11 protein-coding genes are annotated in these 17,778 nt (G+C 63.5%); 9 read left to right on the top strand and 2 right to left on the bottom strand.

Features of this window, described 5'->3' with window-relative positions:
* Positions 1 to 195 precede the first annotated feature (195 nt).
* Complete coding sequence (locus A3Q7_RS0105135) at positions 196 to 3,084, bottom strand: adenosylcobalamin-dependent ribonucleoside-diphosphate reductase (protein ID WP_018410788.1); 2,889 nt, start codon at positions 3,082 to 3,084, stop codon at positions 196 to 198.
* 877 nt (positions 3,085 to 3,961) lie between these two features.
* Positions 3,962 to 4,663 (bottom strand): ligase-associated DNA damage response endonuclease PdeM, encoded by a 702-nt coding sequence (gene pdeM / locus A3Q7_RS19485; RefSeq protein WP_018410787.1) that lies wholly within the window; start codon positions 4,661 to 4,663, stop codon positions 3,962 to 3,964.
* A 191-nt stretch (positions 4,664 to 4,854) separates the two neighbouring features.
* On the opposite strand from pdeM, the gene A3Q7_RS0105125 reads away from it, so the two are divergent.
* From A3Q7_RS0105125 to A3Q7_RS0105085, 9 genes are all read left to right on the top strand, one after another.
* Positions 4,855 to 7,218, top strand: a complete 2,364-nt coding sequence (locus A3Q7_RS0105125; protein WP_018410786.1) for a putative bifunctional diguanylate cyclase/phosphodiesterase — start codon at positions 4,855 to 4,857, stop codon at positions 7,216 to 7,218.
* 473 nt (positions 7,219 to 7,691) lie between these two features.
* Positions 7,692 to 9,098, top strand: a complete 1,407-nt coding sequence (locus tag A3Q7_RS0105120; RefSeq protein ID WP_018410785.1) for an esterase-like activity of phytase family protein — start codon at positions 7,692 to 7,694, stop codon at positions 9,096 to 9,098.
* A 432-nt stretch (positions 9,099 to 9,530) separates the two neighbouring features.
* Positions 9,531 to 10,211, top strand: coding sequence for an exosortase-associated protein EpsI, B-type (gene epsI / locus A3Q7_RS0105115; RefSeq protein WP_018410784.1), 681 nt, complete (start codon positions 9,531 to 9,533; stop codon positions 10,209 to 10,211).
* 50 nt (positions 10,212 to 10,261) lie between these two features.
* Entirely contained in the window at positions 10,262 to 11,554 is a 1,293-nt protein-coding gene (locus A3Q7_RS0105110; protein ID WP_157278108.1) for an oligosaccharide flippase family protein, read from the top strand.
* Entirely contained in the window at positions 11,554 to 12,801 is a 1,248-nt protein-coding gene (locus tag A3Q7_RS0105105; RefSeq protein ID WP_232417825.1) for a Coenzyme F420 hydrogenase/dehydrogenase, beta subunit C-terminal domain, read from the top strand. Before A3Q7_RS0105110 ends, A3Q7_RS0105105 begins: the two co-directional genes overlap by 1 nt.
* Before the next feature lie 47 nt (positions 12,802 to 12,848).
* A complete protein-coding gene (locus A3Q7_RS0105100) occupies positions 12,849 to 14,048 on the top strand; it encodes a polysaccharide pyruvyl transferase family protein (RefSeq protein WP_232417824.1) in 1,200 nt (399 codons plus the stop codon).
* A gap of 38 nt (positions 14,049 to 14,086) precedes the next feature.
* The gene (locus A3Q7_RS0105095) at positions 14,087 to 15,604 is read left to right on the top strand and encodes an O-antigen ligase family protein (RefSeq protein ID WP_018410779.1); all 1,518 of its coding nucleotides are present in this window, start codon (positions 14,087 to 14,089) and stop codon (positions 15,602 to 15,604) included.
* Entirely contained in the window at positions 15,601 to 16,596 is a 996-nt protein-coding gene (locus A3Q7_RS0105090; RefSeq protein WP_018410778.1) for a glycosyltransferase family 2 protein, read from the top strand. Before A3Q7_RS0105095 ends, A3Q7_RS0105090 begins: the two co-directional genes overlap by 4 nt.
* 122 nt (positions 16,597 to 16,718) lie before the next feature.
* Positions 16,719 to 17,747 carry a glycoside hydrolase 5 family protein gene (locus A3Q7_RS0105085; RefSeq protein ID WP_157278106.1) on the top strand — a complete coding sequence of 343 codons (1,029 nt, stop codon included), beginning with the start codon at positions 16,719 to 16,721 and terminating at the stop codon, positions 17,745 to 17,747.
* Positions 17,748 to 17,778: the final 31 nt, after the last annotated feature.

The following is a 17,778-nucleotide window of genomic DNA, read 5'->3' as shown; positions in this document are numbered from 1 at the left end:
GTAGGAGCGAGCACCGCTCGCGACACCACTATCGAACGAAGCCGGCGGCCCGCATGCGCCGCGTCGCGACCTGGGGGTCGCTCCTACAGAAGCACGCCCTGACTACGAACGCAGCCGGGTTGTCGTAGGAGCGAGCCCTGCTCGCGACCTCATCCTCGAACGGAGCCGCCGGCCGGCCTTCGCAGGCAGAACCTCTCAGCCGCAACTCCCCACTGCGCCGCAGGCGGTGCAGAAATCGCAGCCGTCCTTGCGGATCACCGACTGGTTGCCGCATTCGTTGCACAGCGCGCCCTGCATGAGCTTGGGTTCGTCGTCGCCGCGCGGGGCTTCGAGGATGCCCATTTCGCGGGTGGGGTAGCCGCTCTCGTCGAGTATGCCCAGCATGGCGTAGCGGTGGATGATGAGGCGGGCGACGTAGGCGACGGTCGAGGGCCAGGTCTGCTGGCGGCGGGTGCCGGGCACGAAGGCCATGAAATCGCCCAGCGGTTCCGGGTACTGGATGAGCTTGCGCAGCTTCATGCCTATCCAGGCCGGGTCCATCACGCGCATGTCGAGCGACAGCACGCGGGTGAGTCCGTCCAGCGCGCGCGGATAGTTGCCTGACAGCCAGACCGAGTAGGGGCGCGTCTCGCCGCCGGGCAGGGTGATTTCCTTCAGGCCCAGCACGAAGTCGTCGCCGGTGGCGGCATTGCTCACATCCACCGTCCAGCTCAAGGTGCCGTCGGTACCGGTGCGCGGTTCCTGCACCGCGAACAGGGTATCGAGCACCGGCGACGGTGCGTCGCGGTCGAGCGCACCCAGCTTGTCGCAGCGATAGCGGATGACATGGGCGAAGGCCGCCACCACGCCGGGCATGCGGCGCGGTTCGCCGGTGGGCGGCATGGCCAGATCGAAGGCGTCGCCCACGGTTTTCGCGAGCACGTCCAGCTTGAGCTTGAGCCAGGCCGGATCATTGGCGCGCATGTCCATCGACAATGTCTTGGCCACCGCGCCCAGGCCGCGCGGCTGGTTGGCGCCATTGACCCACACTTCGAAAGGCAGCAACTGGATGCGACCATCCTGCCCCTCGTTTTCGGTGTGGCCGACGAACAATGCGAATTCGCCGCCGGGCGTCTTCAGCATATAGGTCCAGCTCGGATTGCCGTCCGACAGGTCGGGCCGACCCGGCCAACGCAGGCTGGACAGCACCGGCGCCGGCAGCGCGCCGATGGACAGGCGCTGGTTCGCGCCGCCGGCGGTCAGCTCCACGTCGTGCGGCTGCTTCTTCTCCTCGGCCTTGGGCGTATCCACCGACAGCACGCTGCCCAGCACGCTGTTCGGGCGATAGGTGGCGAGGCCCTTGAGCCCGGACTTCCAGGCGGCGAGATAGAGATCCTCGAAGTCGGCGTAGGGATAGTCTTCCGGCACGTTCACGGTCTTCGAGATCGACGTGTCCACATAGGGTGCGACCGCGGCCACCATGTCCTTGTGGGCGGCGGCGGAAATTTCCAGCGCGGTGACGAACCAGGACGGCAGGCGCTCGGTGTCGCCGCCCAGATGCTTGTACAGGCGCCAGGCGTAGTCCTCGACCGCATATTCCTTGAAGGTGCCGTCCGGCATGCGCTTCTTGCGGGTATAGGTCCACGAGAACGGCGGCTCGATGCCATTGCTGGCGTTGTCGGCGAAAGCCAGCGATATCGTGCCGGTGGGCGCGATCGACAGCAGGTGCGAATTGCGCAGGCCGTGCTTGCGGATCGCATCCTTGATGTCGGCCGGCAGGCGCGACGCGAAATTGCCGCCGGACAGGTAGAGGTCGGCATTGAACAGCGGGAAGCTGCCGCGTTCCTTCGCCAGATCCACTGACGCGAGATAGGCAGCGTCGCGCATCACTTCGGAAATGCGCGAGGCCATCAGGCGCGCTTCCTGCGAGTCGTAGCGCAGCCGCAGCATGATGAGGGTGTCGCCCAGGCCGGTGAAGCCGAGGCCGACGCGGCGCTTGGCCATCGCCTCGTCGCGCTGCTGGACGAGCGGCCAGTGGGTCACGTCGAGCACGTTGTCCAGCATGCGGATGGCCACCGCCACCACTTCGCGGAAGCCGTCGAAATCGAATTCGCTCGCTTCCGAGAATGGCCGCTTCACGAAGCGCGTCAGATTGATCGATCCGAGATCGCAGCAGCCATAGGGCGGCAGCGGCTGTTCGGCGCAGGGGTTGGTGGCTTCGATGCGTTCGCAGTAATACAGATTGTTGTCGCGGTTGATGCGGTCGAGGAAGAGGATGCCCGGCTCGGCGTGGTCATAGGTCGAGCGCATGATCTGTTCCCACAGATCGCGCGCGCGCGGCTTGGCATAGACCCACAGCCCGTCCTCGCGCTGGTAGGCGCCGGCCGCCTTCAGGTCGGGCGCGGGTTCGGCCTTGTGCACCAGTTCCACGGTGCCGTCGGCTTCCACCGCCTTCATGAATACATCGGTCACGCCGACCGACACATTGAAATTGGTGAGATCGCCGCCGTCCTTGGCGTGGATGAATTGTTCGATGTCCGGGTGGTCGCAGCGCAGCACGCCCATCTGCGCGCCGCGACGGCTGCCGGCGGATTCCACCGTTTCGCACGAGCGGTCGAACACGCGCATATAGCTCACCGGGCCGGAGGCGCGCGACTGCGTGCCGCGCACGCGCGCACCGACCGGGCGGATGCTGGAAAAGTCGTACCCCACGCCGCCGCCGCGACGCATGGTTTCGGCCGCCTGCGCGAGCGCGGTGTAGATGCCGGGACGCTCGTCCTCGATTTCGGTGATCGAATCGCCCACCGGCTGCACGAAACAGTTGATCAGCGTGGCGGTGAGCTGGGTGCCGGCGGCCGAACTGATGCGTCCGGCGGGTACGAAGCCGCGCTCCTGCGCATCCAGGAACTTCGCTTCCCAATGCGCGCGGCGATCTTCCGCTTCGGCCTGGGCCAGCGCCTTCGCCACGCGGCGACGTACCTCGGCCACCGTGGATTCGCCGCCCTTGGCGTACTTCTCGACCAGCACCTCGCCGGAAATTTCCTGGTCCGGCAGGCAGGCGATCTTTTCCTCTTCGGTCAGTGGGACAAGGTCTATCTGTTGCATGGTGCGGGGCTCCTGCTGACGTCAATCTTCAATTCTAGGCCGCGACACAAAGTCGTAACAGGCTTGACAGCCGGCCTGCGCAAGGGATTCCGCGCCGGCACTGGCAGCGCGCGATGCCGCCACGCGGGCTCGCCGCGCGCGTCGCCTCTTCATGCCTCAATCCCGCGCCGCTCGCGGTCAGGGTGAGCGCTCGCAGGAGCGACCCCCAGGTCGCGACGCGGCGTACGCAGGCTGCGGACATTGTTCGAAGCTCTATCGCGGGCAAGCCGATTCGCCCTCACCCCCGGCCCCTCTCCCACTGATGTGGGAGAGGGGAGACAGGTGCCGTCGCCGATGTGTGGGAGAGGTAAGGCAGGCGCCGTCGCCGATGTGACCCTCGCCCGCATCAGCGGGAGAGGGTGGCGCGCAGCGCCGGGTGAGGGCCAGCGGCCTCCACTGCCCGGTGGCTTCGTTTGAAGCTGCATCGCGGGCAAGCGGATTCGCCCTCACCCCCGGCCCCTCTCCCACTGATGTGGGAGAGGGGAGACAGGTGCCGTCGCCGATGCGTGGGCGAGGCGCCGTGGCCAATGTGTGGGAGAGGTAAGGCAGGCGCCGTCGCCGATGTGACCCTCGCCCGCATCAGCGGGAGAGGGTGGCGCGCAGCGCCGGGTGAGGGCCAGCGGCCTCCACTGCCCGGTGGCTTCGTTTGAAGCTGCATCGCGGGGCAAGCCCGCGCCCACCAAACCCCGGCTCCGTTCGTGTTTGCCGCGAGCTCACCGCTATCCTGGCTCCGATAGCGGTCAGGGCGAGCTGTTGTGGGAGCGGCCTCTGGCCGCGATGCGGCGGATGCGGACCGCGGGCTTCGTTCCAAGGCGGAATCGCGATCTGCGCTCGCTCCCTACGGGAAACGCGTCTCCGCTCGGGGCGGACGCGGTCGCATTCCGTTGCCGCGCCGCCGGGGCGGGGTGGCGGGAACCTCGAACACATGGTCGCCGGCGCAGGCGTAGAGGCGTGTCGTGCCGTCGTGTTCCAGAGTGGCGTGGCCGGTGAAGCTGCCGAAGGCGGGCAGCAGACCCACGTCCTGCCCGAGGGCGAAGCAGGGCAGGCGCAGCCGGTCACCGGCTGCCTCGATACGCACCGCCGGATGCACATGGCCAGCGAGCACATAAGCGCCCGCGACGGGCTCCGGATGATGGCACAGCGCGAACGGGCCGATGCGCCAGCCTTCGTCCACCACCGACAGCGGCAAGCCCTGAGGGATGCCGGCATGTGCATCGTGATTGCCGCGCACCAGCAGCCAGTCGCAACCGTCCCGATGCAGCGCGGCGAGCTGCGCCATCAGCGCGGGCGTACAGCCGTTGCGGGCGTGCAGCAGGTCGCCCAGGAACACGAGCCGGCGGGCGCCGGTGCGATGGAGCAGGGCGGCCAGGCGCGCGAGCGTGTCGCTCGAGCTGCCATCCGGCACCGGGACGCCGAGCGCGCGGAAGCTGCTGCCCTTGCCGACGTGTGCGTCGGCGACCAGCAGGGCCGACTGCGCGGGCCACCACAGGGCGCGCTCGGCCAGCAGTTCGAGCTGTTCGCCGCAAAGTTCGATTTTCATGACCCGGGTCGGTCGGAACGGAAACGGAACGGTCGCGCATTGTCCCACGCCCGCCGAGTCCGGGAAAAAGTCATGTTCGGTGAAGGGTTTGCGCAAAAGAACTTCAGGAATGTCTGAGCAGCGCCGATATGCGCAGTCACGCATCGATAAACCGTGAAGTCGCGGGCGTGCGCCCCCGGCTCCGATAGAACATGGCTTACAGCGACTCACCCGTCACGGAAAGCGTCGTCGACGACGAGTATTCCGCCTCGATCCGCGCGCAGCAATTGCGCTCGGTGGTGCGCTTTGCGCCATTGTCGGTGTTCTCCAACATCTGCAACGCGACGCTCATCCTCGTTTTCTTCGGCCACAGCGCACCGGTGTGGGCATCCGCGCTGTGGTTCGCGCTGGTGCTGCTGGCGATGCGGCTGAATGTAAAGGCCTGGCTGCGCAATCGCGCCAAACCGTTCGAACGCATCTCGCGCCGCACGTTGCGGCGGGCCAGCATGCACTCCACGCTGGTGGGCGTGATCTGGGTTCTTCCCATCATCGCGCTGTTCGATCGCTCGCAGGCCGACCAGGCCATGCTGCACATCGTGGTGACCGGCGGCATGCTGTGCTCGGGTGGCTTCATCCTCGCCGGTATGGCGAGCGCCGCCGTGCCCTACGTTTTTGCGATGTGGGCCGGCATGCTGACCGCGTTCCTGCTGGACGATCCGCTGGTCAACTTCGACCTGATCGCGCTGTTCACCCTCTACGTGGTGCTGATTGCCGCCTTCGCCCTGGCGAGTACGCGCAGCTTCGTGGCCCGGCTGCGTGCCGAAGCCGAGGCGGAACGGCAGCGCGAAGTGGTGGGCCTGCTGTTGCGTGACTTCGAGGCACACGCCAGCGACTGGCTGTGGGAAACCGATGCACGCGGCTTCCTGCAGAACCCGTCCGCGCGCATGTCACAGCACTTCGGGCGGCCGGTTGACGAACTGCGCAGCCGCACCCTGATCGGTCTGTTGAAGGATGCCGTGGACGACAGCGAGGACGCCACACGTGCCATCGCCACCCTGGAGGCGCTGCTGGGCACCGCACAGCCTTTCCGAGATCACGCGGTGTGCCTGCGTCTGCGCGGCGATACGGTGTGGTGGTCGCTCACCGCCAAGCCACTGGTCGATCCGGCGGGCGCCCATGCCGGTTGGCGCGGCGTCTGCACCGACATCACCGAAAGCCGCATCGCGGCCCGCGAAATGACGCGACTCGCCAACTACGATTCGCTCACCGGCCTGGCGAACAGACATCACTTCCGTGCCCGGCTCGAGGCGGCACGCGTGCCGGGCGGTCAGGTGGCTGGCTGTGCGATGTTCATGTTCGATCTGGACGACTTCAAGAATGTGAACGATTCGCTTGGGCACGATGCCGGCGATCTGGTGCTGAAAACCATGGCCAGCCGGATGCAGATGCGCATCCGCGAAGGCGACGTGCTGGCGCGCCTTGGCGGGGACGAATTCGCACTGCTGTGCCGCGGTTGCCAGAGCGTCGAGTGCGCGTCCGAAATCGCTGCGCGCCTGCTTGATGCCTTCGCGACGCCTGTCATGATCGATGGCGTCAGCGTGAAGGTGGGCAGCAGCATAGGCATCGCGCTTGCGCCACAGCACGGCGACGAGCCGGATGTGCTGCTGAAGAACGCCGACATGGCGCTGTATGCCGCCAAGGCTGCGGGCCGCAACACCTGGCGCTTCTTCGAATCGGCCATGGACGAACGTGCCCGTCACCGCCTGAGCCTGCACAGCGATCTGCTGTCGGCGGTCGAACGGGGCGAATTCGAGCTGCATTTCCAGCCGCAGATCTGCATGCAGACCGGTCGCATCGCCGGCTTCGAGGCACTGATACGCTGGCACCACCCGCAGCGCGGCATGGTGTCACCGGCCGAGTTCATTTCGCTGGCGGAAGAGACCGGGCTCATCCTGCCGATCGGCCAGTGGGCGCTCGAGCAAGCCTGTCGCGTGGCCAGCGAATGGCCGCAGGGCCTGCATGTGGCGGTCAATGTGTCGGCGGTGCAGTTCGCGAATGGCGCGGTGGTCGGACAGGTGGGCGAGGCGCTCAAGTCCAGCGGACTGGATGCGCACAGGCTGGAGATCGAAATCACCGAGTCGCTGCTCATCCACGACAGCGCCTCGGCCCGCGAAGCGCTGGTCGCGCTGCGCGACATCGGCATCGGCGTGGCGCTGGACGATTTCGGCACCGGCTATTCCTCGCTCGCCTATCTGCGCAGCTTCCCGATGACCAAGATCAAGATCGACCGCTCATTCGTGAACCGGCTCACCAGCCGGGGCGGCGACGAAGCCATCGTGCGCGCCATCATCCAGCTCGCCGAAGCGCTCGGGCTGGAAACCACCGCCGAAGGCGTGGAGCAGTGGTCCGAATGGGAGGTGCTGGCCGGCCAGGCCTGCACCTTCGCGCAAGGCTTCCTGCTGTCGCGCCCCTTGCCCGCCGAAGTACTGCCCGACTTCATTGCGCGCTGGCCGGGTGCCGACGCGCTGCAGCCCTCCGCAGTCATTGCCAAACCCGCACGCGTCAGGCTGGTCTGAGCTGCCGGGCCAGGTATCGGGGCCGCGGGTTTCGTCCGAAGCTGAATCGCGGGCAAGCCCGCTCCCACCAAACCCGGGCTCCGTTCGCAGTCCAGGGCGAGCTCTTGTAGGAGCGACCCCCAGGTCGCGACGCGGCCTCGGCGGGCCACCGGCTTCGTTCGAGGGTGAGGTCGCGAGCTTGGCTCGCTCCTACGACAACCCGGCTCCGTTCGGGGTCACCGCGCGCTTTCGTAGGAGCGACCCCCGGTCGCGACGCGGCCTTAGCAAGCCGCCGGCCCCGTTCGGGGGTGTTGTCGCGAGCGGGGCTCGCTCCTACAGAACCTCGGCTCCGTTCGCGGTCAGCGCGTGCTTTTGTAGGAGCGACCCCAGGTCGCGACGCGGCGTGGGCATGCCGCTGGCCTTGCGTACACAAGACCGTAATACACCGTCGTTACGCTGGCCTCGTAACACAACCACAACAAACGAGGTCAGACATGAAACTGAAAACCCTCTGCGCCGCGCTCATGCTCGCGGCGGCTGCGGCGCCGGCTTCGGCGGTGTCCTTCATCAATGGCATCACCATTCCCGGCGCCACCGGCGACCAGTACGGCAGCAGCGTCAATGACGGCCGGCTGGGCATGTTTTCCGACATCTACTACGACCCCAACCGCAACGAATGGTGGGGCCTGTCGGACCGTGGTCCGGGCGGCGGCACACTCGCCTACGACGTGCGCGTCCAGCGCTTCACGCTGGATGTGGACAAGAGCACCGGCGCCATTTCCAACTTCCAGGTCGTACAGACCATCAAGTTCAGCGCGGGCGGCGTCACCATGGGCGGCCAGTTCCCCAGCACGCTAAGCGGCTCGGCCAGCAATCTCGGCACCGCGTTCGACCCGGAAGGCATCGTGATCAACCCGCACACCGGCACCCTGCTGGTGTCCGACGAATACGGTCCCTCGCTGTATGAATTCGACCGCAACGGCAATCTGCTGCGCGCCTACAACACGCCGGAAGCCCTGCGTCCGGCGCTGAACGCAGGCGGCTACAACTACGACGGCGACGGCAATGTCGGCCGCCGTACCAATCGCGGTTTCGAAGGTCTCGCGATCTCGCCGGACGGTCAGTACACCTATGCCATGTTGCAGAGCGCCATGGTGGACGAGGGCGGCGCGAACGGCGTCTACAACCGCATCGTGAAGTTCGACAACACCAGCGGCGAGGCCGTCGCGCAGTACGCCTACAAGATGGAAACCGCCGCGCAGGGCCGGGGCATTTCCGCGCTGGTGGCGCTCAACGACCATGAATTCGCGGTGCTCGAACGCAACAACCGCGGCCTCGGCGCCGACGCGGTGCTCGACGGCGCAGCCGGCAACAAGAACGTCTACCTGATAGACCTGACCGGCGCGACCGACGTGACCGGCATGGACCTCGACGCCGCGGGCGCGAGCTTCACCGCCGTCAGCAAGAACAGCACGCCCTTCATCGATCTCGCCGCCAACGCGCTGCCGGAGACCGGCGGGCTGTCGCCCGAGAAATGGGAAGGCCTGGCGATCGGCCCGCAACTGGACGACGGTTCGTGGCTCATCGTGGCCGGCAACGACAACGACTACTCGGTCACCCAGAACGGCAGCGCCGTGCAGTTCGACGTGCTGTTCAACCCGGCCACGCAGCAGCGCATCCAGTGCCCGCTCGGCTCGACCGAGGGCTGCACGCTGCACGGCAGCACCACACCCTACGCCGGCAGCACCGAGGGCTTCGAACTGATTCCCGGCGTGCTGTACGCCTATCGTGCCACCGGCGCCGAACTGGGCTATACCCCGCCGGTGCCGGAACCCGCTGGCTGGGCTCTGCTGGGAGCCGGGCTGGCGCTGGTGGCGGGTGTGAGCCGGCGCAAGTCCTGAAGCGTTCGAGCTGTCCGGCCCCGGTCGGATGGCTCGCTTGCCAGACGACACCCCGCGCCCGCCCGTCGGGCCGGGGCCGTCTCATGCCTGCCTCAATCCACGCGCAATCCCTGGCAGCGCGCGCGACCACGAAATCCGAATGAGTGCGCGTGTAACAAAGCGCGCAGTCCGCCTTCACTGTCCTGTAACCTCCGGCCGGAGTTGCGACGCAGACCCGGTTTCACGGCCCCGATGCGTTGCCGCATCGTGCAGGGAACCGCTTTCGGGTCACCTCTCTGCAACCGTGACGTAGTAGGCTGTGCAAGGTTGCACTGCAGCATGCCTTCAAGCTATTTTCGGCTCTGTCACAATTCGTGAGAAGGTCGTCAGCGTGCCTGACAGCCTGTGAGTCACAATTTCGAATTCTGTCCAGACGCATCCGAGCTCGCATCCATGAAGAAACCCCTGATTCCGGCGCTGGTCGCTGCAGCCCTGATGGCCTCGGCAGCGGCCGTGGCCACCGTGATGACGCCGACACAGCGCATCGTAGACAAGCTGCCCAAGTTGGATCTCGAAGCCTCCATTCCAAAGCAGTTCGGCGACTGGACGCTGGACACCCGCGCAACCGGTGGCGTGGTCAACCCGCAGCAATCCGAACTGCTGAACAAGCTCTACAGCCAGATCGTCACCCGCACCTATTACAACTCCAAGGGCTATCGCATCATGCTGTCCATCGCCTACGGCGAAGATCAGCGCGACGGCAACCAGCTCCATTACCCGGAGGTGTGCTACCCCGCGCAGGGCTTCCAGGTCACGAGCAATCGCAAAGGTGTTCTGGACACCCCCCTGGGGCAGATTCCGGTGAAGCGGCTGGAATCCAATCTTTCCCAGAATCGTTTCGAGCCGATCACTTACTGGACGACGGTCGGTAGTGAAGCGCTGACCGGGGGCGCCGCCAAGAAGATTGCGGAGATGCGCTACGGGTTGAAGGGCGAGGTACCGGACGGGCTGCTGTTCCGCGTTTCTTCCATCGACCGCGACTCGGAGACGGCCTTCGCCTTGCAAACCGAGTTCGTGAACGCGCTCGTCACTCACATCGCCCCGGACATCAGACCTCGCGTCGCCGGCCTCTGATCCATCACCCAGCGGCAGTCACAAGACGTCGGGTTTGCACAGGAGAACTCGTGTCTCTCGGGAAAAACATCGCCTTGATGGGCACGAGCACAGTCATGCGGCTGGGCTTCGGCATGCTCACTTTCGTGGTGATGGCGCGCATGCTCGGCCCGGAAGCGTTCGGGCAGCTGATGCTGTGGTTGTCGGTCGCAACCCTGCTGTCCTTGCTGGCGAACTTTGGCCACACGTCCTATCTGCTCAAGGAGATCGGCGGCCAGCCATCGCAGGCGGGCGCGCTCATCGCCGAAGTACTGATGGTGCGAGGCGTGCTGTCGCTGCTGCTGTTCGTCGGCGCGACGCTGATCGTCGCGGTGTTCTTCGGTTTCCCGTCATGCATGCTTCTGGCGTTGCTGCTGGCTGCCGTGCTTGCCGATGGCTTGAGCGAGGTTTTCAACGTCGGTTTTCGTGCCACGGACCGCTTCGCGGCAGAAACCCGCCTCGCCACGGTGATCGCTGGGCTGCAGTTCGTCATAGTGGCGACCGCGCTCTACATCGACGCTTCCGCGGTCGTTGCGGCATGCGGCTTCTGCCTCTCACGTTTCATCGCCTTGTTGATGGTGGCCGGCGTCCAGCGCAGCTACCTCGCATCGCTTGGACCCCTCTCGATGGCACGGGTCGTTTCCAAGCTGCGGGCGACCTTCTCCTACGGCAGCGATTTCGCGCTGCAGAGCCTGTTCGGCCAGATCGACAGCGTCGTGCTCAACAGCTTTCTCGGCGCTGCTGCGGTGGGCGTTTTCCAGGCCGGCATGCGCTTGTTCACGGGCGGCGCGCAGGCGGCCAGCGTGCTGGCAAACGTCTTCCTTCCGCGAGCCGCCGCCGCATCCTCGGACGGCGAACGCTTCCGCCGCGAGTCCGTGCGGGTCCAGTGGGCCTTTATCGGCGTCGGCCTGGTGTTCGGCTTGTGCCTGGCCGTCGGTTCCGGCCTGATCGTGCCGCTTCTCTACGGTGAGCAATACGAGACTCTGAAGACGGTATTGCCCTGGTTGGGCTTGTTGTTCTTCGTCCGCTTCTTCGCGGCGTCCTGGGGCGTCGTGTTGACGTCCGCCGGGGCCCAGACCTTTCGCGCCTGGATGAACGTCGTGCAGTGGCTTCTCGTCATGGGCGTCGCTATATGGTCGGTCCCGCAGATGGGGGTCGTCGGCTGGGTGTGCGCTCTGATCGTGGGCAACCTCTTCCTGTCGATCACTTATCTGCTACGCGGCTATGCGCTTACCGGCGTTGGCGTGACCCAACCCGCCGCCGCGGGCGCGGCCGCTTTCGCCTTCTATCCGTTCCTGCATTTCCCGGCACTCGGTTTCAGTTGATGAATCAAGCGATACACGACGCCTCTCCGGTCGCAGACCCCGCTGAACCTGTCATGCAAGTGGCTCGAAACGGCTACTGCACAGGTTGCGGCGCGTGCGAATCGATCGCGGGCAGCGACACGATAACCATGCGCACAAGCCGTGGCGGATGGCTGCGGCCGACGGTGCTCAAACCTTTGTCGGAGCATGCGCGCGCCGTCATTCGCGACGTTTGTCCGGGCATGACCGTGCGGCACGAGCGCATCGAGGCGGGGCATCATCTGCTCTGGGGGCCGCTCGTGGCGGTCAGGGCCGGGCATTCGACGGATCCGGCCCTGCGTCGTCAGGGTTCGTCCGGAGGTGGCATCTCGGCGATCGCACTGCATCTGCTCGAATCCGGCAAGGTCGCCTTCGTCGCGCAGATCGCGGTCAGTCGCACCGACCCGTTGGCGAACGAACTGCAGATCAGCCGCAATCGCGCCGACATCCTCCGCGCAGCCGGATCGCGCTACGCGCCGTCCGCGCCGCTTGGCCGACTGCGCGAGATCATCGCACTCGATCAACCGTTTGCCTTCGTGGGCAAGCCATGCGACATCGCCGCGCTGCGCCGCTACGCCCTGCACGACGCGCGGCTCAAGGCCAATCTCGTGTGCGCCATTTCATTCATGTGTGCAGGCGTTCCCAGCATTCTGGGAACGCATGAACTGCTCAAGAAGCTCGGCACTTCGGCAGACGAGCTGAAAACCTTCCGTTACCGCGGCGACGGATGGCCGGGCATGGCCCGGGCGGTCACCCGCGACGGCCGCTTCTTCCAGACCGACTACAACAGCTCCTGGGGAACGGTACTGAATCGCCACCTGCAGTTCCGCTGCAAGATTTGCCCCGACGGCACCGGTGAATTCGCGGACATCGTGTGTGCCGACGCGTGGTACGGTAAGGACGGCTACCCGGACTTCACCGAGCGTGACGGGCGCAGCCTCCTGCTCTCGCGAACCCGCACCGGCGAAGAACTCGTCCGTCGGGCGATCGAATCGGGTGCGATCGAAGCTGACGACCTTCCGGTCGATGACATCGCCCAGATGCAGCCGTATCAGGTTTACAGAAAACAAGTGGTATGGGGACGCCGGCTTGCTGCGAGGCTCGCCCGAGGCTCCGCACCGGCCTACACGAATATGGGCCTTTTCCGCGCAGCGCTCTCCGCGCGGCCGGTATCAGCGCTTCGTGACGCCATTGGTACATTCCGGCGCGCGAAGGGAGAAAAACAATAATGAAGCACGACGCACATGCTCATCAGCCCGTCTTGACGATCGGTTTGTTGTGGCATTCCCTCTCATCCGACAATCTCGGCGTAGGCGCGCTGACCGAATCGCAGATCGCCATTTGTGAGGCTGCGGCCCTCGCCGCTGACGTACGCGTCAGGTTCATCGTGTTCGGTACCCAGGGCGGCAGCAGCTACGCGCCTGCCGGTTCGGACATCACGATAGGCGAGCGAGTATCCATCAAGCGGATGCTGACCGGTCGCTCCGGCTTCCTCCGGCAGGTGGAACAGTGCGATCTCGTACTCGACATCGGTGAAGGCGACAGTTTTGCCGACATCTACGGCAACACGCGTTTCATCTTCCAGATCGCGAGCAAGATCGCCGTCATCGCAAAGCGCAAGCCGCTGATCCTGAGCCCGCAGACCATAGGGCCGTTCAAGCAAGCTTGGGCACGCATCATCGCCGCGGCCGTGATGCGACGCTGCGCCCGTGTTTTTGCCCGCGATACGCTGTCGGCCGACTATCTGGTCAAGCTTGCGGTCACTGGAAATACCGATGAAGTCATCGATGTGGCCTTCCGCCTGCCCTATACCTCGCTGCCCGCGCACACGGACGGCCGCTTGAGAGTGGGGCTCAATGTCTCCGGGCTGATGTTCTCCGGCGGCTACACCGGTGGCAACCAGTTCGGTCTGACCCTCGACTACCCGGCGCTCATGCGCAAGCTTCTTGCGGCGTGGACCCACAGGAGCGATATCGAGGTGTGGCTCGTACCGCACGTCATACCCGATGCGCTTCCGGCGGACGACGACAGGATTGCGATACGGGCGCTGGCTGCTGAGTTTCCGGCTGCTCGCGTGGCGCCGGAATTCAAAAGTCCGAGCGACGCCAAGACTTTCATCGCGGGCCTCGATTTCCTCACCGGTGCGCGCATGCACGCCTGCATCGCCGCGTTCTCGTCCGGCGTACCGGTCGTGCCGCTCGCCTACAGCCGCAAGTTCGAAGGCCTTTTCTCGTCGCTCGGCTACGACTGGGTCGCCGATGGCGCGCGGCTGAGCACCGACGAGGCGTTCGAGAAGATCGAACAAGGGCTTGCGCGAAGGCAGGAACTCAAGGCCGAAATCGAGTGCGGCAACGCCATCGCCCGCGAGAAGATCGGCCGCTACCAGGCCCATCTTGCCGAAGCGATGCGAACATGCGCGCAGTCCTCACGCGCACATGAGGCCGACATCCATGACGGTCGGCACGTCGGACCTTGATTCAAGGCCCTGATACAGCACAACAGGAAATTCCATCCATGATCCAAACGACCCACCCACGAACACTGCTGCAACGTACCCCTGTGTTGCTGGGAAAAGCAGTCTTGCTTGCGGGCTTCGGATTCATCCTGTTCCTTTTTGGTGTTGCGAGTGCGCTGTTTCCGCAGTTTTCAGCCAGATTGGCCCCGTTCCTCGCAATAGGCGTGGTGTTTTTCGTTGCCTTGCTGGCGTCGCGCGATACGCCTATCAGTGAGCGATTCCGGTTGTGGTGGATGACCGCCTTGCTGGTCATCTTTGCGCTGTGGCCGACCTACATGATCATCAAGGTCGGCAAGCTCCCTGCGCTTGATGGCCGACGAGTCATTGTGGGTTTGAGCATCGTACTGACCTTCTATCTGCTGGTGAGCAGAGGCTTTGTTGCAAAGGCATTGCTCCGTCCGCAGCCAGGTCCGTTGAAAACGGGATTCTGGATCATCACCGTGCTCATGCTGCTGCGGTTGGCTTCGTGTTTTGTATCCAAGTCAGAAATATATTCTGTGGTCACCGTTGCATGGGAAATTTTCTATTTTTATTCGATCTATTTTATTTCTGCATTGTTCTTTACTGGCGAGAATTTTCAGGGCCGCTTTCTTCGGACTACTTTGGTTCTTGTGCTTTTGATCGGCTTTTACGTGTTTGTCGAGCGGGTGCTCGAGAGAAATTTTCTCGCCGATATTGCGCCGGAAACTCAGGGCCTAGAAGATCTTAGCCTCGCCATGCAGCAAGGTCGTGTGCGCGACGGCCAGTTTCGAACCCAAGGAACATTCGAACATCCACTTGTAATGGCTGAGTTCATGGCTATGGCCTTTTGCTTTGGTATGGCTGCGGTTTTGTGGCCTGGTCCTCGGTTTGAAAAATTTCTTGGATGGATTGTGATTTTTGCTGCGCCGATCTGCATTTGGTTTAGCGGCACCAGAGCGGGGTTGCTTGCTCTGGGTGCGGGATTAGGCGTGGTGTTGCTGTTGAGGTTTTTTTCCACCCGAAAGAAATCAAACAAGTACGAAAAATCAATGCGCAAGTTTGCGTTTTTCATGGTGGCGGCAGGTGCTTTAGCGGTTGTAACGCCGACGGTGCTTCTAATTGCCCAAGGAAGGTCTGCCGCAGAGGGGTCGAGCACTCAGGTCAGAATGATGATGATCGAACTCGCTAGGCCCGCGATCAAGGAGTCTCCGCTCTTGGGTAGTGGTGCAGGTACTGCTGGTGCGGTAGCCGGCATTAAGACCGGAAGCGGTGTCACCACACTCGACAGTCATTTGCTTGCGCTGACCGTGGAATCCGGTGTGCCGGCGCTGATTGTATTCATGCTCATCTTTCTTTATCCAGCCTGGGTGATTCTTGAAAAAATGCTGTCCGGCACGTTGACCAACCCGAGATTCGTCGCGGCAACGGCGGGCGCGCTGTCGGTGGTCTTCATGTTCCGGGCGATATTGTGGATTCCCTACAATATGGCCATCGTGTTCATGATGGTCGCAATAGCTCTGGCTGCCTGCCAGCCCAAGGAAGAGCACGCGGCATGAACATGCGAGGCGAGGCGACGGTTGCCATAGTGGTGCTCAACTGGAATGGCTGGACGGACACTGTCGAGTGCCTTGAAAGCCTTACCGTATTGAATCACCGGTCCTTCTGCGTCATCGTCGTGGATAACGCATCCACGGATGACTCCGTGGCGCGCATATCGGGCTGGGCCGATCAGTCCGGCCGGACGGGCAGATTCACGGTCCTCGATGAGGGGGCGATGGCGACCTTTTCGCATCGCCTCGGCCACCTTGATGTTGTCCTGGTCAGGGCTGCGGTCAATGGCGGATACGCCCGCGGCAACAACCTCGGTCTCCGCCTGGGCATGCAGTGTGGTGCAAAGTATCTCTGGATACTTAACAACGACACGGCTGTGCATCCGGATGCGCTCGTTGCTCTCGAAAAAGTCGCGACGGAGGACGCCTCGATCGGCATCGTAGGTTCTGTGCTCGTGTACTACGACGACCGGACGCGCATACAAGCATACGGCGGCGCCACGTTCAACAAGTACACGGCGCGCGGCGATCAGATTGCCCAAGGCCAGCCATTCGATTCCGCGACGCTCGCGTCATTTTCCGGAGAGCAGCCCGCGTACATTTCCGGCGCCTCCCTGTTCGTACCGGCCCGCTTCGTCGAGGAGGTCGGCCTGATGGAAGAACACTATTTCCTCTACTACGAAGAAATCGACTGGGCGGTGCGTGCATCAGGCAGGTGGCGGCAGGCCATCGCGTCTGAAAGCGTGGTGTATCACAAGGAAGGCGGAACGATAGGGACATCGACAAGAAGCAGTCGATCACGTCTTTCGCAGTACTACCTGAATCGCAACCTGGTGGTGTTCTACCGCAAATTCTTTCCCTGGCTGGCCTTCGTTGCCGTCATGCGGGTCACACGTGAACTCCTCCGGTGTTGCTATCGCAGAGAGTTCGCGTTGGCTCGCGTCACGCTGCGTGCGCTGTCTGATGGCTTGCGCGGCGTCACGGGTGTGTCCGCATGACTTTGCCCGACCGCACGCGGAGAGACTTCGTCCGCGTGTGCGCGTGCGTGCCTTTCATGGCCGCCCGTCCGGAGCCTGTCCAGGCCCAGACCGAGCGGGCCGCGGGACCGCGCGGATTCGGAGTGAATTGCTTCGATCTCTTCCTCGGACGCCTGTTGAACCATGCAGGCGTCAGATCGCCCGGTGTAAGGCTGCACGAACTCGCCGATCTCGGCATTCCCTTCGTTCGCTTTCCGGTATCCGTCTTCTGGCCTGATGAATGGCGGCACTACACCGCCGGTCGCAACCGCTACTTTGACCTGCTCGACGAGGTGGTCTGGGCGGCCGAGAAGCACGGAGTGAAGCTGGTACCGACGCTGATCTGGAATGTGTCTTCGGTGTCCGATCTTCACGGTGAACCGGTTTCGGCATGGGCTGACGATAAATCGGCCACAGCGCTGTTCGCCGATCGCTTCATCGCCGACGTGGTAGGCAGATATCGTTCCAGCCCGGCCTTTGTCGCGTGGGAATTCGCCAATGAGCTGAATACCTACGCTGATTTGCCGAACGGATACAAGTGGTGGCCTAAAACCGATGCATCCCGTGGTACACCCGCACAGAGAACGGACGCCGATCTGGTGTCTTCCCTGCTGATATCCCGCGTGATCGCGCGCTTCGCAAGAAGCGTGAGAGCGCTGGTGCCGACGGCTGTGCTAAGTGGCGGATTTGATGCGCCCCGCAAAAATGCATTCAACCTGTCACTTGCTAGGGGTTCTGCAGATACCGCCGACGAAATCTTGGCTAACCAGAGACGGTTGAATGAGGGTATGGATCTCTTGTCGGTACATCTTTATCCGTCCGGTGATCGCGGATCAGATGTTATGTTGAGGGATGATTATTTTCGACAGTTGCAACTCCTTATAAGTGTTTCAAAGGCGCTGTCAAAAGAGATTTTTGTGGGGGAGTTCGGTGTAAAATCAGGTTTTTACTCTGTGCAAGAGAAGGCTTCCTATGAGCGGCTTTTGAATGGCATGTTAGATTCTGGGGTGCGTAGAGGTGCCCTGTGGGTCTTTGATTATTCACCGATGGCTAACGACTGGTCTGTCACCAAATCGGGTGCTCGTTCTTATCAGCTTGATATGATTTCAAAGATTAATCGTAATTTGAGTTGATTCGCTTCTTTTTTGAAGTTTATTTTATGTA

The sequence above is a fragment of the Methyloversatilis thermotolerans genome, from assembly GCF_000372885.1.
GTDB classification, from domain to species: domain Bacteria; phylum Pseudomonadota; class Gammaproteobacteria; order Burkholderiales; family Rhodocyclaceae; genus Methyloversatilis; species Methyloversatilis thermotolerans.
This window is presented reverse-complemented; position numbering and strand designations above follow the sequence as displayed.